We start from the raw sequence: 22791 nt of genomic DNA, 5'->3' as shown, positions 1-22791 counted from the left end.
TTAAAGACGCAACAGCTTATGACTTGTAAATAGGATGGCACGTTTTACTAAGAGCGATCGCGCATCTAATAAATAAAGTTAGATCCCCGACTTCTTTAAGAAGTTGGGGATCTGAACACCGCAAATTTTCACAAATATAGCGGTTCTCAGTTACATAGAATACAGACCTAACCCCCAGCCCCTTCCCTACAAGGTAAGGGGAGCAAGATTCAAAGCCTCTCTCCTTTTAGGAGAGAGGTCAAAGTGTATTGCATCCAAACGAGAAGCGCTATAAATTCAGGACTGGCGATAGCAGGCAAACTCCATTGAAAAAGTTGCCATACCAGAAGTAAGCGATCGCAATTCTGTAGAATATCCAAACATTCGCGCCAGCGCCACTTCTGCCCGAATCACCGTGTATCCTTGCATTGTCTCGGAACCCAACAACAAACCCCGACGGGAGGATAAATCACCCTGAGCTCTTCCCATAAACTCGTTGGGTGTTTCCACCTCAATAAGCATGATGGGTTCCAGGATGTAGGGTTTGGCTTTAGCGATCGCACTCTCAATTGCTTGATGAGATGCTGACCGGAAAGCCAATTCTGAAGAGTCAATTGGGTGATAGGAACCACCATCCAAAACGACTTTCACCCCAGTTACCGGATAGCCTTCCAGCTTTCCTGATTCCATCGCCTCACGGAAACCCTTCAGTCATTTCCACCAGGTCAATCACTGCCTGGAATTGGTCTTCACTGCCGATAGGATACTGGAGCAATATTGCATTGAGTTGCAAGCGATCGCGTATTCCCTGTACTACACGAAATGGATTTGCTCCCATCCGATCCATTTTGTTAATGAACGCCAAGCGCGGCACACGGTAGCGCTTCATTTGCCGATCCACCGTAATAGACTGAGATTGCACACCCGCCACAGCGCACAGCACCATGACCGCCCCATCCAATACGCGCAGGGCGCGTTCTACTTCAATGGTGAAATCTACGTGTCCCGGTGTATCAATCAAGTTGATTTGGGTGTCGTACCATTCACAAGTAGTAGCAGCAGAGGTAATGGTAATGCCATGTAATTTTTCCTCCGGCATAAAGTCCATCGTTGCACCCTTGCCACCTCCCCGCACTTCCTCAATAGCGTGGATTCTGCCCGTGTAGAAGAGAATTCGCTCTGACAGCGTAGTTTTACCAGAATCGATGTGGGCAGAGATACCAATATTTCGGATGCGTGTTCGGGGAATCATAAAATTTCCTTTTGTTCAAGCGACAAACAGCCACCAGTTATGTGGTGATATATTTTGTATTATGTCTGTAGTATAAACAAAGACAAGGTTGATAATACAGAAAAACCGTTGATTGTTGCCCTAGCTGACGTTTAGAATAGGTATTCAAGCGGAGGAAATAAAAGCTTGAAATTGATATTGGTAGCTCCCGACTCTTTGTTGTGTGCAGCCTTTCAACAGAATTTTAATTATTTACCCAATGTAGAAATAGTGAATGACTATTTCGAGTGGTTGCCAGATTTTGATTGTATGGTCAGCCCTGCGAACTCTTTCGGCATGATGGATGGTGGCATAGATGCGGCAATTATCCGTTTTTTCGGCCCTTCCTTAATGGCAAGAGTCCAGCAACGCATTCTTGAGGATTATTTGGGCGAACAGCCTGTGGGAACATCAATGATTGTGGAAACAGGTCATCACAAACATCCTTTTTTAGCTCATACTCCTACGATGCGAGTTCCCATGATTATTGCTGGGACAGATATTCCTTATATTGCAATGTGGGCGATGCTGCTGACAGTTCGCCACCATAACCAACACGCTAGCCAAAAAATTAACACCATTGCCTGTCCTGGATTGGGTACAGGAATAGGACGAGTGCCATATACTGAAGCTGCTAGACAGATGGCCTTAGCTTACGATCATTTTCTGTATCCACCCAAGTATCTTAATTGCATAGTTGCGGCTGAAAGACAACTTCAGATATGGGAAGGAGGAGATTTTAGGTAAAGTTTAAACAACGCCCTAGCGTATTATATTGCTGGGGCAATCGCTAATCTTCTACTCTATGCCAAATAAACACTTTTATCACATTGGTTTTGGGCAAGATGATTTAGGTTCATCACCTCCCAGCATTGCTTTATTATCTGGCGACCCGGAGCGATCGCATCTAATTGCCCAAACTTATTTCCAAGATGTCCGCCTATTGTCAGAAAATCGCGGACTCAATAGCTACGTGGGATACTTACCAAATCGTCGCAGCATCTTATCAGCCACTAGCGGTATGGGTGCGCCTTCATTAAGCATTGTGGTGAATGAGTTAATCCAAGTAGGAATCCGGCAGATTATTCGCATTGGAACTTGCGGATCGATTCAACCTTATATACCAGTTGGTAGTGTTGTTATTAGCAGTGCAGCATTGTGTCGCCAAGGTGCAGCAAATGATATTGCGCCTGTGGAATATCCAGCCGCAGCCGATCCGTTTTTGACAGTTGCTTTAGCTAAAGCCGCGCGAGAATTAAAGGTTGAACATTACATAGGAATTACGGCATCAGTTGATACTTTTTACGAAGGGCAAGAACGTACTGATTCAGCGAATCCAAATTTAATGCGATCGCTGCATGGTATTACAGAAGAATATCAGCGCTTAAATATCTTGAATTATGAGATGGAATGCGGCACGCTTTTTAAAATGGCAGGTGTATATAATTTTGCTGCCGCTGCTGTTTGCGGTGTAGTCGCTGGGCGGACTGTGAGTGAAAATATCATCTTAGAACAGAGAGATATTGCCGTTAAAAATGCGATCGCAACTGCTGTACATGCAGCAGCAACCTTTGAATAAGCTCAAAAATGTATCTTATCTAAGGGATTTCCAAGGAATAAATTATCCCAAAAAACGAACCACAGAGACGCAGAGAACACAGAGAGAGGATAAATTAAGAGGATTTTTGTGCCAGTTTTGGGATATTTTTTTATTTGGAAGTGCCTAACTTCTGAGGATGCCAGATTGAATCTGCTCTAAGAGGATGTTTGAAAAGCATTTCGCTGTGATTTTAGGTACTTAGCGATCCCCCCTAACCCCCCTTAAAAAGGGGGGAACCGGAATCAAAGTCCCTTTTTCTAAGGGGAGCCACTGCGGTCTTGGGGTCTCCCCAAATGGAGTAGGCGTGGATTTAGGGGGATCTAAAAGTATTTGATACATCACTAAAAAATTTTCAAACATCCTCTAAGTAGTTTTATCATGTCTTTATCTAATCTTTAATTCATCAATCAGTAATTATAGGTAAGATGTATTAAGTAAAATGCCATTTTATCTGATGGAGACACATAAATAAAAAACTTCATTAACTAGCTTTAGAGTAAAAAAGTTGTGTGGATATACTAGACATAATATATTAGGCAAAAAAAATAACTAAAACAATGCAATATATTTGAAGTTTGTGAAAGATAAGTTCATAAAAATTGCGTTTTTTATGAAAAACATGTGTTTGTAGTACTAATTATTATAGCTATTATAATAAATTTATCTATTAAAGAATATCAGCAAAATTGGAGATAAATATAATATGAAGAATGCTTGTAGGCGTTGGATTAAGACGGTTAACCTAGCTGCGATGTCTACGACGGGCTACGCCTACACACTAATCCCGACACTAATATTTTTAGCATTCTCTCATCAGGCAATAGCTGACGATCCAGGAGTATGTTACATGGTAACTTCCTCTGGTAAAACCGTTGAATTAGAAAGGCTTTGTGGCAATATAGCCGCACCTTCAGACGACAGAGTTTTTCGAGTTTCAATCAAACGCCGCTTTGGTGGAACTCCTGTAATTGACGTTACCTTTAATAACAAAAAAACCTTTGAAATGATTGTAGACACAGGTGCTAGTGGAACCATTATCACTCAAAGTATGGCGAATACACTTGAACTCCAGGCTACAGGTACAATGCAAGCTCAAATTGCCGATGGTAGCGAGGTAGAATTTCCAACCGGTAAGATAAAATCTGTTGCAGTCGGTGGAGTTACAGCTAATAATCTTCAGGTAGCGATCGCACCTAAAGCCAGTATCGGCTTACTGGGCCACGATTTCTTTGGCAGCTATGATATTAAGATTCTGGAGAAAGAGGTCGAATTTCATCACCGTTAATCCTCACAGGACATTCCGAAATTGCTCTAATATTCGCTGTCGCACTCGTTCTATCACTACTTCTTCCTCAGCAGATAGCCCATCAAATAACATTTCATATATAAATGGTACACCCAACTCTAACTCCGATAAAAGTTGACGCTGGCTAAAGACATCTTGTGGTTTCCCTTCTAACATCAGTCGCCCTTTATCCATAACAAAAACCCAATCTGCCCATCGATAGACTAAATCTAAATCATGGGTTGCCATCAATAAAGTAGTTTCATCTTGATGAATTTTTTTCATCATTGCTATTAAGTTGCGAGTATGTTTGATATCTAAATAAGCTGTTGGTTCATCCAGCACCAAAAGTTCTGGCCGCAGTACCATCACATCTGCTATGGAAACTCGCTTCTTTTGTCCTAAACTCAGATGATGTACTGGTCTTTCTGCTAAACTAGTCAGACCAAATTCAATTAATGCTTGTTCTACCCGATCTTTAATTTCGGCTTCTGGTAAACCCAAATTACACAAACCGTAAGATATATCTTCTTCAACAATAGAAGCTACTAATTGTTGTTCTGGATCTTGAAATACTAGCCCAACCTTCTGCCGTAAGTTACTAAGATAATTTCGGTTATAACTTAATGGTTCACCGCGCCAACGGACAATACCAGAATTAGGTTTATATAGACCATTAGCTAATAAAAACAGTGTCGTTTTACCACAACCATTTTGACCAATCAATGCACACCTTTTTCCAGATGGGATCTTCAGAGTTAGACCATTCAAAGCTGATTGCTGTGTGCCAGGATAGGTGTAATATACCTGTTCAAATTCGAGTAAATATTCCTGCATTCCGCCAAAAGTCCAATCCTATTAATACTACACAGCCTAAAATAGCTTCGATGATATATCGCCCTTGAGGATGATAACGGCGGGGATGCCAAACTCGAAATTCACTCACAAAACCCCGTGATTCCAGTCCGAGAGAGAACTGACTATATCGTTGTAAGGTTCGCTGTAATAGTTGTCCGATTAGTAGTGCTAAACTTTTCATCCCGCTACGCCAAGTGCGGTAGCCACCACGGGAATTTTGCGCCGTTAACAATTCAGTAGCTGTGTTTAGCAGGATGAAAATAAACCGATACATTAGTAATAACAAATCGCTCAAAAGCACAGGAAATCGTAAGTAACGCAGAGTTTGTAATATCTCGGTGAAAGGGACAGTTAACATGAGAAAATATAAACAAGAAACAGAAGCTAATGCTCTGGTTAAAATTCCCAATGCTTGGATACTGCCACTATGACTGATATAAATATAGAAATGTCCGAGACTGAATCCATACCACGAGTCTAATTGCACCTTGGGCAAATCAGTAATTGCAACTCCATTCACCATCAAGGCTGGTAAACTTGTCAAACAAAAAACTATGGTGAACATTAACAGGCGAAAATAAACACCAACCGGAATTCTTGCATAAATAACTGTCCAAACACTCATCCAAAGCGCGATCAAAATTTGCACTAGCGGATGGGTAACAAGGGAAATTGCAAGAGTAGTAAATGCAAAAATTATTTTATGTTCTGGTGGTAATCTTCGCAGTCGATTTGTGTAAGCTAAAGTGTCTAGTTGCAAGCTCATTCTTCACGTTTTTGTTGTTGGGAACGTCCTTTATACAACCCAATTGCATAACCGACTACTCCCGCACCTAAAGCCGCTTGCGAAGCAAATAACAAGCTTGCCACTTCACTACTAGGAGGTTCAAACAATGATTTAAACCAGGGTTGATATCCAGGTTGGATTTCAGTAATTGCTTTTTTAGCTTTGTCATCAGAACCGGCAAATTCCCCACCACGCACAAATATTAATGGTGCAACTGCTAAAGCTAAGACGGCTACTACCAACAACCAGTTACTCAGCCCTTTTTTAGATTGACTCATTACCATTTCCTCGCTTGATTAATTGCAACAGTTCCAATTCTTGAGGATTATAAGATTGCAGCCAATTCCACACCAATACAGTTAGTAATCCTTCACTAATTGCTAAGGGAACTTGAGTTATAGCAAAAATTCCGGCGAACTTGGTAAATGAAGCGATAAATCCACCAACAGGGGCAGGAAATGCTAAGGCAAGTTGAATAGAAGTGATAATATAGGTGAGTAAATCTGCGATCGCAGCTGCTAGAAATATGGCGATTTTTTGTTTACCACCCAACTTGATTGTCAGATTATATATCCAGTAAGCTGCAAACGGCCCTGCGATCGCCATCGAAAAAGCATTTGCCCCCAACGTCGTCAAGCCGCCATGTGCCAGTAACAAAGCTTGAAATAACAACACCAAGCTACCCAAAACCGTCATGGTAAGAGGGCCAAACAGCACTGCACCTAACCCCGTCCCTGTCGGATGAGAACAGCTACCTGTGACAGAAGGAATCTTCAACGCTGACAGCACAAAGGTGAAAGCACCAGCCAAGCCCAGTAGTAGTTTTAATTCTGGGTTAGCTTGGGTAATGCGAGTTAGACTACGCAATCCTAATAAAAAAAATGGTAATGCCACAACCCACCAAAAAACAGCCCACTGCACTGGTAAAAAACCTTCCATAATGTGCATGGCATAAGCAGGTTTGGGTAAACCAACTACTAAGTAAAAACTGATAACTGCCATCAGCGTTAGACTGACTAACGCCTGTTTTTTTCTTTTCATAACCTGTACCTCGCAGATTTATGTAAACGAATTGGTTCCACTCGGCGGGCATCCTGACTCACCTAATTTTGGCTCACAGTTGCGGGACAGCGCCGGATTTACACCGGACTTTCCCCCTTGCGTCCGATAGCGCAGCGTGGCGTTAGCCATTGGCTGCTCCCCATCAGAACCGATTGGAGTAACTATATCATCATTACTCAAGCATCAGGACTGCGAACAGAATAATACTATCTAAATTGTATTTAATATGCCCATGCCCAACTCAACAGCTAATGAGTAATCCAGAATTTTTACATGGACACGCTTTAGAGGATGTTTTAAAAGTCCTCTCGTTGGTAGCAAAACATTTCAGATCCCCCTAAATCCCCTTTAAAAAGGGGGACTTTGATTCCGGTTCCCCCCTTTTTAAGGGGGGCTAGGGGGGATCAACAAGTGCCTAGAATCACATCCAAATACTTTTAAAACATCCTCTTAGAGTCACGACTAAGTTATATAAGACTATAGGACTCCTATTTGATTTTTGAACAAAATTAGGTATTGTAGGGGAGCCAGTGCGTTGCGGTGAATCCAGCGCTGTAGGCGGGTTTACCGCCGTAGGCGACTGGTTAACCCGAAGGGAGGTTCCCTCCGTTGTAGCAACTGGCGTTGTAGAACGAAGTTCGTAACGCAGCATTATCAAGGGTTCGATGCCGTACTCTCCGTGGTAACACAACGCCAGTGACGCTAACGCTCAAGTCGGGAAACCCGCCCACGCGACTCGCTCCCCTACGTATCTTTTCTCCAAATCAAACCTGATTGCTATATAGGAGTAAGTAAGTTGGTCAAATTAAATATAAAACCTCACCCTGCCTCCGGCTTCCCTCTCCGATACTTTGGAGAGGGATTGAGGGTGAGGTTTGATCTTATATTTAATTACGCCTACCTACTTACAGCGTATTTCAGGTAAATGAAGTACACGGGTAGGGGCACAACATGTTGTGCCCCTACGATTATCTGTACCTCACCAAGTTGCAATCTGCTGTATATACTCCCATATTTTAAAAATAGTTCTTCTACATGGAGATTTAATTAATGTCCCTCGCTTCTACTGATAAACCCATTGATAAAAATCTTAAAGATGTTGTAAACGAAATTGAAGCGCAAAGTCCTAATTTATCAGTTTTAGCAGCACGTCAATTTCGTTATAGCTTGCGTCAAACTCCTGTAGAAGTCAATATCAAGGAACCCCGCCAGTTTAACGTCCTTGAAGAATTTATTATCCGCGCTGCTATTGAATTCCAACCCCCACCAACAGAGGATGAATTAGCCTCTATACTTGCACTGGATTCTGTATTTATTAAAACTACTACTGCAACTCTTCGTTCATTACAAACTCTATCAGCAACATCGCCAATTACAGTTACTCCTGAAGGTCGCTCATTTTATGAAAAAGGGTTTGTACCACAGCCCCCATATCCTGTGCAACTGAATGCTATTTCAGACCCTTTAGACAATGAAATAACCTTCCAATTTGAATCATTAAATGATCCAATTGTCAACCTGCCTGATTTAGCAGATTTTATAAATCTCGATCGTAGAATTACTGATATTTCTTCATTACCTCTTGAGCAAATCCAAAAAAGTATTCAGGACTCAGGTTTAGCACTTCATCTGCCAGAAGAGGGAAAGATAGTCACTTCCTGTAAAGTAGTAGCTTCGACTCAAAAAATTTGGCAAAAGATATCACTTTTCGTTATCTTTGATGCCATTGAAGATAAGTTTAGCATTCAAATAAGAAGTGGGAAGCAAATTTTAGAGTCAGCGTCAAATTTCTTAGAAGTTTTATATGCTGAAGGCAAAATATCTTTGGAAACCTTATGTGAATTGTCAACTGAAACCATAAATTTGGAATGTGAAGCTATTCGGAAACAAAAAAAACCTGAAATAGAAGCTAGGCTTGAAAAGATTCAAAATAATTCGTAATTCGTAATTATGTTTTGTGACGGGGATTTAAACCCCCAAATTTAGTTAAACCCTTTTATTTACGATAAACGAACCGCAAAGAACGCAAAGAGAAGAAATTTATGAATCGTTTTTAGGTCAGTAACGGGAATTTTTGAAAGAAAAATTGGGATATTAGCTTACTCGTATCTATAGAGTAATTGGAAATATCTATAAATATCTATAATATCTAATCAATCATCTATTCCTAAAGATTTAGAAATTATTTGCCTTTGATAACTAAAATATGCCTTTTGTCAGAAGAATAATTGCCTTTTTGTCGTTAGGGTTTACTTGTACTTAAAAAACAAGCAAATTGGCATGATAAGTTTGATTTCTAGGGCGATTAGTGAGATTAGTTCCTTGCTTAAAGGACTTCAGATAAAAAGTTTTTTGGCTGTTGTCCTAGTTGGTTTTCTAGTGCTGACAACGAATGTTAGTCCTGGGCAAAATGACAAAGCCTTAAAGGAAAGAGTTCGTGAACAGATTGAGCAAAATGATGCTCAAAGACCCAAAACAACAGGGCAGTGGAATAAAGAAGCTCGTGAAACGGAAGGTTCTCTTGGTAAAAGACTTGAGAAGATTGGAGGAGAGTCAGCAGAAGCCCTTAAAGAATTTGGCTCTGGGTACGTAGAGGGCGCTCAGAAAACTGCTAGCGATGTCGGGAATAGCGCAGCACAGACAGGCAAAAATATCTCTAACCAAGTTGGACGCTAAATGCGTTTCAATATTCTATTGGCATTGACGCACCCACCCCTAAAAGGGGTGGGATTTATGGGATTATACGCCAAGGTCAAAGATAGATAATTTGGAAAACCACATCTATGGTAGGGGTAATTTATGATTGTCCTTACAGCCCTGGTCTATTTCCCATCAAAGAATGATTAATAAAGACCTGAAACGACATACTTACATAGAATATAGCCCACTTTATGCACTTCAAAACGCAACACATAGAATCTTACAAAGAGATGGAAGGCTGCTGGTGGGTGATACATACTGGAGAATATCAACAAAGCGTAAGAAAGTTAGCAGTCGGTTAGATAGGCGGATTTGCCGAGAGCAAACTAAATTGTTGTAGATTCAAATAAAATATGTGAGATAGGTAACTATCTTGCTCAAATATATAAGAAGAGATATCAGTGAAGACAACGCTATTCCTCAATCCTCCTTCCTTCGATGGGTTTGATGGCGGTGCTGGTTCCCGATACCAAGCCAAGCGCGAAATTACATCGTTTTGGTATCCTACATGGCTAGCGCAACCTGCGGCGCTTGTACCTGGTAGCAAGCTGGTAGATGCACCACCACATGGTCAGACCGTGGACGATGTGCTGCAAATAGCTAAAGATTACGAATTAATTATCATGCACACTAGTACACCATCACTAGCTAATGATGTTAATTGTGCCGAAGCTATTAAAGCTGCGAATCCAAATGTACAGATTGGTTTGGTGGGCGCTCATGTGGCAGTCTTACCAGAAGAGACTTTACGGGATAACCAAGTTATTGACTTTGTGTGCCGCAATGAATTTGACTATACCTGTAAAGAACTAGCAGAAGGTAAACCCTGGGAAGAAATCAAAGGACTAAGTTACCGCGATCGCTTTTCACAAATCCGCCATAATGAAGAGCGTCCGTTAATTCACGATTGGGATGCTATGCCTAGTGTCCTGCCAGTTTACGCAAGTGATTTAGATATTAGTAAGTATTTCATTGGTTATCTCCAACATCCTTATATTTCGTTTTACACTGGACGCGGTTGTCCGGCAAAATGCACCTTTTGTCTTTGGCCGCAAACAATTGGCGGTCATCTCTACCGCCACAAAAGCCCAGAGGCTGTAGGACGAGAGATGGCACAAGCCAAAGCCATATTTGGCAACAAGGTGCAGGAATATATGTTTGATGATGACACATTTACCATTGATAAACATCGAGCGATCGCTATCAGTGAACACATGAAGCGGCTCAAGCTCACTTGGAGTTGCAATGCCCGCGCTAACCTAGATTATGATACCCTTAAACAACTACGTGATAACGGTTTACGCTTGCTTCTAGTTGGGTTTGAATCTGGGAACCAAGATATTCTCAACCGGATTAAAAAGGGAATCAAGTTAGAAGTGGCGCGAGAATTTATGAAAAACTGCCACAAACTGGGAATTACTGTCCACGGAACTTTTATCATCGGGTTACCGATTGAAACCCAAGAAACTGTAGAAGAGACGATTCGGTTTGCTTGCGAACTCAGTCCCCATACTATTCAAGTTTCCATCGCTGCACCCTATCCAGGGACGGAACTTTATGAACAAGCCAAAGCTAACAGCTGGTTTAGTAACCAATATCTAGTAGCCAACTCTGGCATTCAAACTTCTACGTTGCAATATCCCACCTTTTCCAGTGCGGAAATTGAAGATGCAGTTGAACGAATGTACCGGAAATTTTACTTCCGTCCCAAAGTCATCATCCCGATTGTACGGGAAATGCTGACTGACCGCCAAATGATGGTGCGTCGACTACGTGAAGGTGTGGAGTTCTTTGCCTACCTGAAGGAACGCCGGACTCAAGCGATTGCCCACGCACAATCTAATCAGGCGGCTGCCGTTTAAATATTGCTCCCTTGAGAACCGTTTCTTGATGCAGGTTAAGTACCTGTTCAAGAATAAGTTTGCCAAACTTATTGGTTATCTGTAAACCTTCAAAATCACTCATGGGGGAGCAAACTAGGGTGTTGACTTTGGGTGTTTTGAGGCAATTTCCCTGAAAATTATTTATGCTACTTTTGTTTGCGGGGAAGCGGCTTTTCCAGGCGCTTCCCCGCAAAAACATGCGACATGTTTTTTGCATGAAGTCTTATGGAGTAAAGGGTTCAGAGTCAACACCCTAGCCCAATGGTAACTGGTAATGCAGCCTTAGAAGCGATCGCTCTAGCACTAACAATTATGCAATCATCAGCTTCATATCTAGAAAAAATTAGAATTTAAGCTGATTTTCAGATGACAATCATTAATGTTCTGCTGTTAGTCCTGTGTCTATCGACTGTCTTATTTTATTGCTATGGAATTTATGCAGCGATAACTTTTTCCAGTGACCCCGATCTCATCGATCCTGAATTCCATCCGCCTCTTACCATTCTCAAGCCAATTTGTGGGCTAGATAGTTATACTTACGAAAATTTTGCCTCATTCTGCCAACAAAATTATCCAGAGTACCAGATGATCTTCGGTGTCTGCGATCCCGAAGATCCTGTAATAGAAGTTGTCAAGAAAATCATTCAGCAATTTCCAGATGTAGATATTCATCTGGTTGTCAGCGACCGGATCATTGGTGTCAATCTGAAAGTGAGTAATCTGGCAAATACTGTCGCCGCCGCTAAACATGAAATCTTGGTCATAGCTGATAGTGATATTCGAGTCGGGAGAGACTATTTACAACGAGCCATTCAACCTCTCAAAGATTGCAAAGTTGGTGTTGTCACCTGTATGTATCGTTCTTTAGCACAAGGATGGGTAGCAACCTTAGAGGCGATTGCTACTGCTACAGATTTTCATGCAGGCGTTTTAGTCAGTAATCAATTAGAAGGGACAAAATTTGCCTGTGGTTCTACAATTATCATCGGTAAACAAGTACTCAAAGCAATCGGCGGATTTGAAGCGATTGCTGATTATTTGGCAGACGACTTCCAACTCGGCTACCTACCAGGGAAAATAGGTTACAAGGTTGTGTTATCTAACTATGTAGTTGAGCATGTTTTGGGTACTACCACTTTAGCTGATGCTATTGCGCGTCAAATCCGTTGGGCGCGTTGCATCCGCGTTTCTCGTCCTTGGGGTTATCTGGGATTGCTTTTTACTTACGGTACAGTTGCTAGCCTACTTTTGTTATTGACTACAAAAGGGTCAGTAGTAGGATGGATGGGGCTTGTTATTACTTGGATGATGCGGTTACTAATGGGCTGGATAGTTGGGGTGAATATTCTCAATGATTTAAATACCAAAAAGTTTTTCTGGGTCATGCCTTTACGCGATTTGATTCAGTTTGCTATTTGGTGTTATGGCTTCCTTGGCAGCACTATTACATGGCGAGGACAGCAACTAAAGTTGACAAAAGAGGGTAAGTTAGTTTCAATTACAACACCAATGCCCAATGCCTAATACCCGTCGTTTTGCTATTATCAACGGTGATGACTTCGGCTTCTCTAGCGGTGTCAATCAAGCGATTATTAAAGCACATAAACAAGGTATACTAACCAGTACTAGCCTGATGGTGAGCGGTGATGCAGCCGAGGACGCGATCGCTCTGGCACATAATTACCCCAATCTAGCTGTTGGGTTACATCTAGTTTTGGTCTGTGGCCGGGCAGTCATGCCGCCCACCCAAATTCCTCATTTGGTTTCATCAAATGGGAACTTCCCAGATAGTCCCCTCAGAGCCGGTTTACGCTACCAATTCCACACCGCCGCCCGCTCAGAATTGCGGCAAGAAATCCGCGCTCAGTTGACCAAATTCAGCGATTCTGGGCTATCGCTTTCTCATGTAGATGGACATTTACACCTACACTCTCATCCCATCGTACTAAGTATCTTGGTAGAGTTGGCACATGAGTTTAATATTCGAGTTATCCGTCTGCCAAATGAAGAATTGGGGATGAGCCTGAAGCTTGATAGACGTAGGTTACTGACCAAGTTAGTTTGGTCGGGGGTGTTTACTCTCCTACGCCGTTATGGTGAGACTTTGCTCACATCTCATCATATTAATTACGCTAACCGCGTCTACGGGTTATTGCAAACTGGCAATATGACTGAGGAATATTTGCTCGGTCTCATACCTCAGATAGAGGCAGATTTAGTGGAGATTTATTCCCATCCCGCAATGGTTAATCCTAGTGAACCGTTGAATAATCCACCAGGAGCAGGTACAGTAGAACTCGCTGCCTTGTTGAGCGAACAAGTACGTCAAACACTTACAGATAATGGCTTTGAATTAACCAATTATGTTAAAATAAACTAGGAGAACTAGCTGCTAGAATTAGAGCCTTATCGCGCCGAATTCTAGATGTTAAAGTTCATCGCCAGCACTTCCGATCGCATTGATCGCAGCTTCTAATGCGATCGCTACATGAGTCCAATGAGTTCCACCCTGGCAATAAACTACATAAGGTTCACGCAAAGGGCCATCAGCCGATAATTCTAAGGTACTCCCTTCAATAAATGTCCCTCCAGCCATAACCACCTTGCTCTCATATCCCGGCATCTCATCTGGAACCGGGTCTAAGTAAGAACCAATGGGAGAATGCTGTTGGATAGCTTTACAGAAAGCAATTAGCTTTTCGGCAGAACCAAGTTTAATTGCCTGAATTACATCACCACGGGGAGCAAGGGGAGCAGGATTCACTGGATAACCGAGTTTATCAAATACATAACCAGTTAAGTACGTCCCTTTCATCGCCTCTCCTACCATTTGTGGCGCGAGAAATAAACCTTGAAATAGCAGACGATTTTGGTCAAAAGTAGCACCGCCATAACTACCGATACCGGGAGCCGTGAGGCGACAGGCAGATGCCTCTACTAAGTCGGCGCGACCGGCAACATAACCACCAGCGCTGACAATGGTTCCACCAGGATTTTTAATCAGCGATCCCGCCATCAAATCAGCACCTACGGCTGTAGGTTCCTTTGTTTCAATAAATTCGCCGTAGCAGTTATCCACAAAGCAAACGGTGTTTGAGTTCTGCTGTTTGACTAAGTGGATGATTTTTTCAATATCGGCAATTGATAAACTAGGTCGCCAAGAATAACCACAAGAGCGCTGAATTAACACTAAACGAGTGTTTTCAGTCACATTAGTACTTAAAGCTGGCCAATCTATAGTTCCTTCGGGGTTTAGCTCCAATTGGCGGTAATTTATGCCAAACTCGATAAGAGAACCTTGACCTTTACCTCGTAAACCAATGACTTCTTCAAGCGTATCGTAGGGAGAACCGACCACTGCTAACATTTCATCTCCTGGACGGAGAACACCAAACAAAGCACAAGCGATCGCATGAGTTCCCGAAACGAACTGCACCCGCACTGCCGCAGCTTCAGCACCCATGACTTCGGCAAAAACCTTATCTAAAGTTTCTCGTCCTAAATCATCGTGACCATAGCCACTTACACCCGCAAAGTGATGTGCGCCCACACGGTGATTACGAAAAGCATCCAAGACTCGTTTTAGATTATGCTTGACCTGAGTGTCAATTCCAGAAAAAATTGTTAATAGTGCTTGTTCTGCTTGCCGCAGCTGTTCTAAGCTGTTCATTCAGTTCCTCGTTCAAAAAAAATTAAATTATAGATATGCGGATTTTCAGATCCCACATACTAGGCAGGAAAATTCAAATTCAGGTTACTGCATGACAATTGCTACTTCAACCGAACCAAAAATTAACTGGGTCAATACCCTGTTTTTCATTGCACTGCACATCGGTGCTTTATTTGCCTTTGTTCCTGGCAACTTTAGCTGGACGGCAGTTGCTGTGGGTTTCCTACTGTACTGGATAACTGGTGGTTTAGGCATTACTTTAGGATTTCACCGCCTTGTTACCCACCGCAGTTTTCAAACTCCCAAATGGCTGGAGTATCTTCTGGTTTTCTTCGGGACACTCTCCTGTGAAGGAGGGCCAATTGAGTGGATTGGGACACATCGTATCCATCATTTAAATTCTGATACGCCCACCGATCCCCATGATTCTAATAGAGGTTTCTGGTGGAGCCACATGGGTTGGCTAATTCATTTTTGTCCCTCCCACGATGACGTTCCCCGTTTCACCAAAGACATTGCCGAAGACCCAGTTTATCAGTTTTTAGAAAAATATTTCATTCTGCTCCAGATTGCTCTAGGTGTATTACTTTTGTATCTGGGTGGCTGGCCTTTCGTTATCTGGGGAATTTTTGTTCGCGTTATCTGGGTTTACCACTGCACTTGGTTGGTAAACAGCGCTACTCATAAGTTTGGCTATCGGAGCTATGATTCTGGTGATAAATCGACTAATTGCTGGTGGGTAGCCGTACTAGTTTTCGGTGAAGGCTGGCATAATAACCATCATGCCTTTCAATACTCGGCTCGTCACGGGCTGGAATGGTGGGAAATCGATTTAACCTGGATGACAGTTCAATTGCTACAAGCGGTTGGTTTGGCTACTAATGTGAAGTTGGCCCCAGCCCCAACAAAAACGAGTTAGGAGTAGAGACGCGATTAATCGCGTCTCTACACAAGTTTGGAGTTATGCTTAATGTGAATCAGGCTTTGGAATTTTTATTTTGCCGTCGATTTTTCTCAAACCCTGATTTGAGGTAGACACAAAAATCCTTATACCACAAGAAGCGTTTCTAATTCACATCAAGCGTGAGTTAAGAATCTAAACTCCTAACTTTTCAAAAATCTATTTACGGGTGCGCTTGTGTCGGTTAGATTGCTATAATCCGAAGCGCTAATATTAAGAATTTTTGCGGCAAGTTACTTTTTAGTGACTTGGTTGAGGAGTTTGTGTTGTTTTTCAGGTGTCCATGACTACATCAATAATTAACAGCCAGAAACTAACTGACGAGCCAGGTAATTCCGACTTCCGGCTCAAAGATATTGTCAAAAGCCTGCCACGGGAATGTTTTCAGCAGAATCGTCGCAAAGCTTGGACACAAGTACTACTGAGTGTCTTGGCGGTTTCCTTGGGCTATTACAGCCTGATTATCACTCCTTGGTTTCTGTTGCCCCTAGCTTGGATTTTTACCGGCACTGCTTTAACAGGTTTTTTTGTAATTGGACATGATTGTGGTCACAGGTCTTTTGCCAAACGTCGTTGGGTAAATGATTTGGTGGGGCATTTCTTCATGATGCCGTTAATTTACCCCTTTCACAGTTGGCGTATTAAGCATAATTATCACCATACTCATACCAACAAGCTAGAAGAGGATAATGCTTGGCATCCAATCAGACCAGAAGTGTTTGACAATTGGGATACAACCCGACAGTCTGCTTTTGAACTGTTTATGCGTAAACGCCTCTGGTGGGTAGGTTCCATCGGACATTGGGCAGTTGTGCATTTTGATTGGCGGAACTTCAAAACTAAAGACCAATCGAGCATCAAGCTTTCTGTAGCTGTAGTGGTTGTGTTTGCTGCGATCGCTTTCCCGATTCTGATCGCCACAACTGGTATCTGGGGATTTGTCAAGTTTTGGCTAGTGCCTTGGATGATTTACCATTTCTGGATGAGTACTTTTACTATTGTTCACCATACTGCCGCAGATGTTCCTTTTGCGACAGCGAACAAGTGGAACGAAGCTCTAGCACAGTTAGGTGGTACTATCCATTGTGATTATCCGCGTTGGGTAGAAATCCTGTGCCATGATATCAATGTTCACGTCCCTCATCATATTTCCACTGCGATTCCTTCATATAATTTGCGGCTAGCCTACAGCAGCATCAAAGAAAATTGGGGTTCTTATCTTCATGATGAGTGTCAGTTTTCTTGGCCTTTAATGAAACAGATTACGGGCGAGTGTCAACTGTATACAACTGATGTTGGTTATAAGACTTTCAACGAACATTACACAGGGCGATAAATAGTGCTGTAATTACACTGACGCTCTTGAACCAACGAGAGTGTTTATCATGCTGCGTTTTTATAGAATCTGGCAATTATTGACTGAATAAAATTTTAGATAAATTGCCAGAAATTATCCTCTTGTGTGTTAGCGATCGCTAGTATCATGGGCATCCTAGAGGTGAGATGATCTTGTCTCAATTAAAGTTCCGATTTATATCCAATCAAAAGAATCCAGTGTCATCAAACATCATCACATTCAACGATTCTGCTAGCCGTGAAAAGTCTGAAAATACGACTAAATTACCTTTCACACTTGGGGATTTAAAAGCTGCAATCCCTGGTGAATGCTTTCAGCCAAATGTGGCAAAATCGCTTTTTTACTTTTTTCGTGACATCCTGATTATCAGTCTGCTTTATGCAGTTGCTTCTTACTTGGATTCTTGGCTTTTCTTTCCGATTTTCTGGCTAATGCAAGGAACGATGTTTTGGGCGTTGTTTGTAGTTGGGCATGACTGCGGACACCAATCTTTTTCTAAGCATAAATGGCTGAATGATTTGATTGGACATATTTCTCACACACCAATACTTGTTCCTTATCATGGTTGGCGAATTAGTCACAGAACTCATCACAAAAATACTGGCAATATCGATAACGATGAAAGTTGGTATCCTGTGACTGAATCACAATATAATGAGATGCCGCTAGCACAAAAGATAGGCAGATATTACGCCTTTCTATTGGCTTATCCTGTGTATCTGTTTAAGCGTTCTCCTAATAAAGAAGGCTCCCACTTTTTGCCCAGTAGTTCACTTTTCAAACCATCAGAAAAATGGGATGTTCTCACTAGTACTGTCCTTTTGATTGGGATGGTAGGGTTGCTGGGTTTCCTCACCTACCAATGGGGCTGGATGTGGTTGCTGAAATATTACGCTGTTCCCTACCTTGTGTTCATAGTTTGGCTAGATTTGGTGACATTCTTGCACCACACTGAGCCAGAGCTTCCCTGGTATCGTGGAGAAGATTGGACTTTCTTAAAAGGTGCAATTTCTAGTATTGACCGTGATTATGGTTTGGTTAATCATATCCACCACGATATCGGTACTCATGTTGCTCACCATATATTCCTTAACATCCCTCACTACAATTTGTTAAAGGCGACTGAGGCAATCAAACCAGTGATGGGTGAGTATTTCCAAAAATCGGAAGAACCTATTTGGAAGTCATTATGGAATTCATGTATCACCTGCCATTTTGTACCTGATACTGGTAGCAAGGTTTACTACACATCCAATAATAAGTTGGTTAAAGACTAAGACTCAGATTCCCGACTCCTTAAAAGAAGTCGGGAATCTTGTATTTTCGTCAGTGTTTTCTGACTATTGACCGTTTAACACTTCCTCATTCATATAAAGTTTTATAAGAATTGAATTTAAGATTACTTAAATATCTTCAGAAGACTTTACCTTTTGAGGAGTTTGAGGAGCGTTGGCGTAGCCCGCCGCAGGCATCGCATATTACATTATTAGTCTGTCAATATTTGAGCGTCCTTAGACTGCGGTAACTCTCAACTTCCTGGCTGTAAGCTTATTAAATCAAGAGCTAAAATAAAATAGATAGATTAAATTCGCGGATTATTGCCTCTACTCATACAGTAAGATTTATTTTTTCCAAACTCTTGCTGTATCGGTGGGTAAAGATTAACATATCTGTGGACAGAAGCAATATATCGTCAAACCAAACCTAACTAAGGTGACAAACCCTTGATCTGCCTACTTTGAATCCTGTTTAGCACCAGTTAACTTTATCTGTATGTAATGGTTCAAGACCATTAGCTGCTAGGGTTATAAATTAGCACAGACTATACTATAGACAATTTACCCAAAACTTTTTCCATCCTTAAAATCAGAGGTATCAATGATTATAACTAATTTTAGCAAACATAGAAATGAATTTAAAGAACCTAAAGTACTCAAGGCTAAACCACATTGGCAAGGGCAAAATTTGAGTGATACTACGGTCAAAGGTAAAGATCCCAAAATACAAGATACAGTAACTGATAGTTCGATTGTCAATAACTTGAATCGTGGTCGAGTTGCTATTTTTATTGATGGCTTAAACTTATTTCATACAGCTTTACAACTTGGTATAGAAATTGACTACGTTAAATTACTTTGTCATTTAACTAATGGTTCAAGACTGTTGCGTGCTTTCTTCTATACCGGGGTTGATATCAGCAATGAAAAGCAACAGGGTTTTTTATTGTGGATGCGTCGTAATGGTTATCGTGTAGTAGCTAAAGATATTACGCAACCAGCAGAGAATTTCAAAAAATCAAATCTGAACGTAGAAATTGCTGTAGATATGCTAACTTTAGCTCCTTATTATGATACTGCGGTCTTAGTTAGTGGGGATGGCGATCTAGCTTATGCTGTGAATGCTGTCAGCAGAATGGGGGTTCGAGTGGAAGTGGTGAGTCTACAAACTAGTACTAGTGAAAGCTTGATTGATGTTGCTGACCGCTTCATTGACCTCGACAGTATTAAAACACACATTCAAAAAGATTCTAATCTTGGCTATAGTTATCGCACGCCATCAAATTCAAACCTTTAATCCACTCTAGGGGAATGCCTACTTTTAACAAGGGGCAAAATCCCCTTGTTAACTCCAAGTTTTGTGATGAATTGAAATGGATATTTTAATAATTGAAGATGAACCAGAAATTGCTCATTTAATCCAATTATCTTTAGAAAAAGAAGGATTTTTTTGCCGCACTAGCCGCGATGGGATGAATGCTTTACGAATGTTTCAGGAGCAACCACCCGATTTAATCATTCTAGATTTAATGATTCCTGGTTTGGATGGGTTGGAAGTTTGCGCCAGAATTCGCCAGAAACCAGGTGCAAAAGATCCTTACATTTTGATGCTTACAGCTAAGGGTGAGGAAATCGACCGCGTGATTGGTCTATCTACTGGTGCTGATGATTACATGGTTAAACCCTTTAGCCCTAGAGAGCTGGTAGCTAGGGTACGGGCGCTATTGCGGCGTAGCCTGCGCCAAGGGGGACAACATCAAGTCAATCGCACTCAACATTTTATCGTCGATGTAGATCAGCGCACTGCCAGTCGGCAGATGGATTCTCAGCAACCTGAAATTTTAGACTTAACTACCCTAGAATTTAATTTGCTAACCACCTTTGTCAGCAATCCTGGTCGAGTTTGGAACCGCACTCAACTAATTGATAAACTTTGGGGAGATAACTTTTTCGGTGATGAACGAGTGGTTGATACTCATGTAGCTCGGTTACGAAAAAAGATTGAGCCTGATTCAGCAACTCCCACTTTTATTAAAACTGTTGTTGGGGTGGGCTATAAATTTGAAGATCCTGCGGTAGCGTAAATATTATGAAAATGGGGCTGAGAACGCGCCTATTTTTCTCCCACTTAGTAGTGATGATCGTGGGGGTAGCTAGTCTGGTGAGCATCAGCAAAATCTCTTCCCCTCGCTTGTTTGTACTGCATTTGGAACGATTAGAAAATCAGGGATTTGACTTAATTGATGTTCGGACTGAATTGGTTACAGGATTTGAGCTTGCTTGGCAGCGAAGCACTATTTGGTCAGTTTTAGTCGGCACTACCGCCGCCGGAGGATTGAGTTACTGGGTTTCCAGACGGATTATGCAGCGCTTGACGGAGATGGAACAAATTACCCAAAAATTTGCTGCTGGCCAGATGGATGCACGATTACCTATGTCTGATATTCCAGAACTGAATGGACTAGGTGCTAGTTTCAACCGGATGGCAGCCAGTTTAGAAGGGGTGGAAGCGCGGCGGCGAGAGGTAATTGGAGATATGACTCATGAGTTACGGACACCGTTAACAGTTGTGCGCGGTTACTTGGAAGAACTTGCTGATGGAGAAATTGAAGCGTCTCCTGAAATTTATCGGCGTTTAGCTAAAGAAACCAGGCGCTTAGAGCGGCTGGTGAACGATTTGCAAGAACTATCTAAGGCAGAAGCTGGTTATTTGCCAATTAATATACAACGGGTAAATCTGCGTCCGTTGTTAGAGTCATTAGTGGAGAAATTCACCGATCAACTGTTGGAAGATGGGCCAGTTTTGCTCTTACAATGCCCATCTGTGCTACCTCTTGTATTGGCAGATATTGACCGCACAGAACAGATTTTGGTTAATCTGCTTGGTAATGCCGTGCGTTACACTAACGAAGGTTCAATTACCATTCGTGTTAGAACTGAAGCATCTCTTCTCTCGATTGCAGTTATAGATACAGGTATTGGTATCGCTCCAGAAAATTTGCCCCATCTGTTTGAGCGTTTCTGGCGAGCCGACCAATCGCGCGATCGCCATTCGGGAGGTACGGGTATTGGTTTAACTATTTCCCGTCGTTTGATTGAATTACAAGGCGGTCAAATAAAGGTAGAAAGCGAGTTGGGAGTTGGCAGTACGTTTCGGTTTTTTCTACCTTTGGCTTAAGGGGACAGGGGGTTGAAATTTATATATTGCTGCCTCTTTTGGGAAAACCATTGATATACAAGGCATTGACACAAGGTGGTCACGGCTGTGTCATACCTAATTGCTAATTTAAAAGTATCCAAAATTCACTCTGCTTGGTTGTTAGTGATATTTTGCGTCGGAAGATCCCCCCAACCCCCCTTAAAAAGAGGGGGGCTTTATTCCCTCCTTAAAAAAGAGGGGTAGAGAGGATCGAGGCTTAACTAAAGCAGGTTGATCCAAAATCTTGTTTTTTGATGGATGCCAAGATTTTGGAATTCTATGGAATATAAAGCTTATTTGGCGTTTGGGTAGAATGACGTATGTCTACTTTTATTTTGGCTATTTTTTTGGTTAGTTTACTAAGTGTTTCGGGGTACGCTGCGATCGCTTATCTGTTCCCTCAAAATCGTTCCCAAGACTGACCAAATCTATTTTTAGTTTACTATGGCGATCCCAAAGCCGTCGTATTCTTTGCTGCCTACGGTCTGGATTGCCGTGGCACTGACCCGTGGCTCAGAAGCAAGCAGTTCATTGAAGTAACTATCGACCGCAGTCCATTGCTCTTGAGTCATAGATTCTCGCTTTTTACATTAGATGTCGGAGATTGCTTCATCAGAGAGGATTCTAATGATTTCATCCAAGGGGCGATCGCCTGCCCCATATCACCTGGGCTTAAAATACCAATAGTTTGGATAGACATGGAAAGTTTTATATTTGTTTTGTGGCTGACAGTCTCAGGCATCTGACGATAGTTTGCCATTGCTAACAGGGTATCGATACAGCATCTACGGCTGTTATGAGGTACAGTAGCAGCAACTAGCAAACCAGTTTCTTAAATGTTGAGGATTTATTAATTGGAGTGCAACTGAGATTAATTTATCAACCATTTCTGTTGTGGTTGGA

23 protein-coding genes, 1 pseudogene and 1 riboswitch are annotated in these 22791 nt (G+C 41.9%); of the genes and pseudogenes, 14 read left to right on the top strand and 10 right to left on the bottom strand.

What is annotated here, in order from left to right; translation table 11 throughout:
- Positions 1-276: 276 nt before the first annotated feature.
- Together V7K38_RS29690 and V7K38_RS29685 are read right to left on the bottom strand one after the other, a co-directional pair.
- Positions 277-669 carry a hypothetical protein gene (locus V7K38_RS29690; RefSeq protein WP_442940777.1) on the bottom strand — a complete coding sequence of 131 codons (393 nt, stop codon included), beginning with the start codon at positions 667-669 and terminating at the stop codon, positions 277-279.
- Positions 670-691: 22 nt separating this feature from the next.
- A pseudogene (locus V7K38_RS29685) lies at positions 692-1231 on the bottom strand (GTP-binding protein); the annotation flags it as partial.
- 165 nt (positions 1232-1396) lie between these two features.
- On the opposite strand from V7K38_RS29685, the gene V7K38_RS15990 reads away from it, so the two are divergent.
- From V7K38_RS15990 to V7K38_RS15980, 3 genes are all read left to right on the top strand, one after another.
- Positions 1397-1996 (top strand): macro domain-containing protein, encoded by a 600-nt coding sequence (locus V7K38_RS15990; protein ID WP_334859198.1) that lies wholly within the window; start codon positions 1397-1399, stop codon positions 1994-1996.
- 58 nt (positions 1997-2054) lie between these two features.
- Positions 2055-2828, top strand: a complete 774-nt coding sequence (locus V7K38_RS15985) for a nucleoside phosphorylase (protein WP_334859196.1) — start codon at positions 2055-2057, stop codon at positions 2826-2828.
- Positions 2829-3552: 724 nt separating this feature from the next.
- A complete protein-coding gene (locus V7K38_RS15980; RefSeq protein WP_334859195.1) occupies positions 3553-4134 on the top strand; it encodes a retropepsin-like aspartic protease family protein in 582 nt (193 codons plus the stop codon).
- 3 nt (positions 4135-4137) lie between these two features.
- Here the strand turns inward: V7K38_RS15980 and V7K38_RS15975 are convergent, their stop codons facing one another.
- The 4 genes from V7K38_RS15975 to V7K38_RS15960 are packed head-to-tail and all read right to left on the bottom strand — an operon-like array spanning position 4138 to position 6820.
- Positions 4138-4971 carry an energy-coupling factor ABC transporter ATP-binding protein gene (locus V7K38_RS15975; protein WP_334859193.1) on the bottom strand — a complete coding sequence of 278 codons (834 nt, stop codon included), beginning with the start codon at positions 4969-4971 and terminating at the stop codon, positions 4138-4140.
- Positions 4946-5758 carry a cobalt ECF transporter T component CbiQ gene (gene cbiQ, locus V7K38_RS15970; protein WP_334859191.1) on the bottom strand — a complete coding sequence of 271 codons (813 nt, stop codon included), beginning with the start codon at positions 5756-5758 and terminating at the stop codon, positions 4946-4948. The genes V7K38_RS15975 and cbiQ overlap by 26 nt, the downstream gene beginning before the upstream one ends.
- Positions 5755-6057 carry an energy-coupling factor ABC transporter substrate-binding protein gene (locus V7K38_RS15965; protein WP_334859190.1) on the bottom strand — a complete coding sequence of 101 codons (303 nt, stop codon included), beginning with the start codon at positions 6055-6057 and terminating at the stop codon, positions 5755-5757. Before V7K38_RS15965 ends, cbiQ begins: the two co-directional genes overlap by 4 nt.
- Positions 6044-6820: an energy-coupling factor ABC transporter permease gene (locus tag V7K38_RS15960; protein WP_334859188.1), complete on the bottom strand. Its 777-nt coding sequence runs from the start codon at positions 6818-6820 to the stop codon at positions 6044-6046. The genes V7K38_RS15965 and V7K38_RS15960 overlap by 14 nt, the downstream gene beginning before the upstream one ends.
- A gap of 26 nt (positions 6821-6846) precedes the next feature.
- Positions 6847-7009: riboswitch (cobalamin riboswitch) on the bottom strand.
- A gap of 882 nt (positions 7010-7891) precedes the next feature.
- Here V7K38_RS15960 and V7K38_RS15955 point away from each other — a divergent pair.
- From V7K38_RS15955 to hpnJ, 3 genes are all read left to right on the top strand, one after another.
- A complete protein-coding gene (locus V7K38_RS15955) occupies positions 7892-8782 on the top strand; it encodes a hypothetical protein (protein ID WP_334859186.1) in 891 nt (296 codons plus the stop codon).
- Positions 8783-9121: 339 nt separating this feature from the next.
- A complete protein-coding gene (locus V7K38_RS15950; protein ID WP_334859184.1) occupies positions 9122-9517 on the top strand; it encodes a hypothetical protein in 396 nt (131 codons plus the stop codon).
- 425 nt (positions 9518-9942) lie between these two features.
- Entirely contained in the window at positions 9943-11403 is a 1461-nt protein-coding gene (gene hpnJ / locus V7K38_RS15945; protein WP_334859183.1) for a hopanoid biosynthesis associated radical SAM protein HpnJ, read from the top strand.
- Here the strand turns inward: hpnJ and V7K38_RS15940 are convergent.
- A complete protein-coding gene (locus V7K38_RS15940; RefSeq protein WP_334859181.1) occupies positions 11381-11641 on the bottom strand; it encodes a hypothetical protein in 261 nt (86 codons plus the stop codon). The two genes, hpnJ and V7K38_RS15940, sit on opposite strands and share 23 nt — an antisense overlap.
- Before the next feature lie 149 nt (positions 11642-11790).
- Between V7K38_RS15940 and hpnI the strand changes: the two genes are divergently transcribed.
- Complete coding sequence (gene hpnI / locus V7K38_RS15935; RefSeq protein WP_334859179.1) at positions 11791-12948, top strand: bacteriohopanetetrol glucosamine biosynthesis glycosyltransferase HpnI; 1158 nt, start codon at positions 11791-11793, stop codon at positions 12946-12948.
- The gene (gene hpnK / locus V7K38_RS15930; RefSeq protein WP_334859176.1) at positions 12941-13804 is read left to right on the top strand and encodes a hopanoid biosynthesis-associated protein HpnK; all 864 of its coding nucleotides are present in this window, start codon (positions 12941-12943) and stop codon (positions 13802-13804) included. Before hpnI ends, hpnK begins: the two co-directional genes overlap by 8 nt.
- A gap of 48 nt (positions 13805-13852) precedes the next feature.
- Here the strand turns inward: hpnK and V7K38_RS15925 are convergent, their stop codons facing one another.
- Positions 13853-15094, bottom strand: a complete 1242-nt coding sequence (locus tag V7K38_RS15925) for a methionine gamma-lyase family protein (RefSeq protein ID WP_334859174.1) — start codon at positions 15092-15094, stop codon at positions 13853-13855.
- A 91-nt stretch (positions 15095-15185) separates the two neighbouring features.
- Between V7K38_RS15925 and V7K38_RS15920 the strand changes: the two genes are divergently transcribed.
- The 6 genes from V7K38_RS15920 to V7K38_RS15895 all read left to right on the top strand — a co-directional run bounded on the left by V7K38_RS15920 (position 15186) and on the right by V7K38_RS15895 (position 21867).
- Positions 15186-16013, top strand: a complete 828-nt coding sequence (locus V7K38_RS15920) for an acyl-CoA desaturase (RefSeq protein WP_334859172.1) — start codon at positions 15186-15188, stop codon at positions 16011-16013.
- A gap of 325 nt (positions 16014-16338) precedes the next feature.
- A complete protein-coding gene (locus tag V7K38_RS15915) occupies positions 16339-17391 on the top strand; it encodes a fatty acid desaturase (RefSeq protein ID WP_334859170.1) in 1053 nt (350 codons plus the stop codon).
- Between the two features lie 218 nt (positions 17392-17609).
- Complete coding sequence (locus V7K38_RS15910) at positions 17610-18689, top strand: fatty acid desaturase (protein WP_334859169.1); 1080 nt, start codon at positions 17610-17612, stop codon at positions 18687-18689.
- 601 nt (positions 18690-19290) lie between these two features.
- Positions 19291-19986, top strand: coding sequence for a LabA-like NYN domain-containing protein (locus V7K38_RS15905; RefSeq protein WP_334859167.1), 696 nt, complete (start codon positions 19291-19293; stop codon positions 19984-19986).
- A 76-nt stretch (positions 19987-20062) separates the two neighbouring features.
- Positions 20063-20773 (top strand): response regulator transcription factor, encoded by a 711-nt coding sequence (locus V7K38_RS15900; RefSeq protein WP_334859166.1) that lies wholly within the window; start codon positions 20063-20065, stop codon positions 20771-20773.
- Positions 20774-20778: 5 nt separating this feature from the next.
- Entirely contained in the window at positions 20779-21867 is a 1089-nt protein-coding gene (locus tag V7K38_RS15895) for a sensor histidine kinase (RefSeq protein WP_334859164.1), read from the top strand.
- Positions 21868-22322: 455 nt separating this feature from the next.
- Here the strand turns inward: V7K38_RS15895 and V7K38_RS15890 are convergent, their stop codons facing one another.
- Positions 22323-22460, bottom strand: a complete 138-nt coding sequence (locus tag V7K38_RS15890; RefSeq protein WP_334859162.1) for a hypothetical protein — start codon at positions 22458-22460, stop codon at positions 22323-22325.
- Complete coding sequence (locus tag V7K38_RS15885) at positions 22457-22711, bottom strand: hypothetical protein (protein ID WP_334859161.1); 255 nt, start codon at positions 22709-22711, stop codon at positions 22457-22459. Before V7K38_RS15885 ends, V7K38_RS15890 begins: the two co-directional genes overlap by 4 nt.
- Positions 22712-22791: the final 80 nt, after the last annotated feature.

This window comes from Nostoc sp. (assembly GCF_036917465.1).
Classification (GTDB): Bacteria; Cyanobacteriota; Cyanobacteriia; order Cyanobacteriales; family Nostocaceae; genus Nostoc.
Note: the sequence above shows the minus strand (reverse complement) of the source record. Positions and strands in the feature narration are given on the sequence as shown.

Coding starts and splice junctions, on each gene's coding strand:
- V7K38_RS29690 (WP_442940777.1), bottom strand. CDS start 669: ATGGAATCAGGAAAGCTGGAAGGCTATCCGGTAACTGGGGTGAAAGTC.
- V7K38_RS15985 (WP_334859196.1), top strand. CDS start 2,055: ATGCCAAATAAACACTTTTATCACATTGGTTTTGGGCAAGATGATTTA.
- V7K38_RS15980 (WP_334859195.1), top strand. CDS start 3,553: ATGAAGAATGCTTGTAGGCGTTGGATTAAGACGGTTAACCTAGCTGCG.
- V7K38_RS15975 (WP_334859193.1), bottom strand. CDS start 4,971: ATGCAGGAATATTTACTCGAATTTGAACAGGTATATTACACCTATCCT.
- cbiQ (WP_334859191.1), bottom strand. CDS start 5,758: ATGAGCTTGCAACTAGACACTTTAGCTTACACAAATCGACTGCGAAGA.
- V7K38_RS15965 (WP_334859190.1), bottom strand. CDS start 6,057: ATGAGTCAATCTAAAAAAGGGCTGAGTAACTGGTTGTTGGTAGTAGCC.
- V7K38_RS15960 (WP_334859188.1), bottom strand. CDS start 6,820: ATGAAAAGAAAAAAACAGGCGTTAGTCAGTCTAACGCTGATGGCAGTT.
- V7K38_RS15955 (WP_334859186.1), top strand. CDS start 7,892: ATGTCCCTCGCTTCTACTGATAAACCCATTGATAAAAATCTTAAAGAT.
- V7K38_RS15950 (WP_334859184.1), top strand. CDS start 9,122: ATGATAAGTTTGATTTCTAGGGCGATTAGTGAGATTAGTTCCTTGCTT.
- V7K38_RS15940 (WP_334859181.1), bottom strand. CDS start 11,641: ATGCAAAAAACATGTCGCATGTTTTTGCGGGGAAGCGCCTGGAAAAGC.
- hpnI (WP_334859179.1), top strand. CDS start 11,791: ATGACAATCATTAATGTTCTGCTGTTAGTCCTGTGTCTATCGACTGTC.
- hpnK (WP_334859176.1), top strand. CDS start 12,941: ATGCCTAATACCCGTCGTTTTGCTATTATCAACGGTGATGACTTCGGC.
- V7K38_RS15925 (WP_334859174.1), bottom strand. CDS start 15,094: ATGAACAGCTTAGAACAGCTGCGGCAAGCAGAACAAGCACTATTAACA.
- V7K38_RS15920 (WP_334859172.1), top strand. CDS start 15,186: ATGACAATTGCTACTTCAACCGAACCAAAAATTAACTGGGTCAATACC.
- V7K38_RS15915 (WP_334859170.1), top strand. CDS start 16,339: ATGACTACATCAATAATTAACAGCCAGAAACTAACTGACGAGCCAGGT.
- V7K38_RS15905 (WP_334859167.1), top strand. CDS start 19,291: ATGATTATAACTAATTTTAGCAAACATAGAAATGAATTTAAAGAACCT.
- V7K38_RS15900 (WP_334859166.1), top strand. CDS start 20,063: ATGGATATTTTAATAATTGAAGATGAACCAGAAATTGCTCATTTAATC.
- V7K38_RS15895 (WP_334859164.1), top strand. CDS start 20,779: ATGAAAATGGGGCTGAGAACGCGCCTATTTTTCTCCCACTTAGTAGTG.
- V7K38_RS15890 (WP_334859162.1), bottom strand. CDS start 22,460: ATGACTCAAGAGCAATGGACTGCGGTCGATAGTTACTTCAATGAACTG.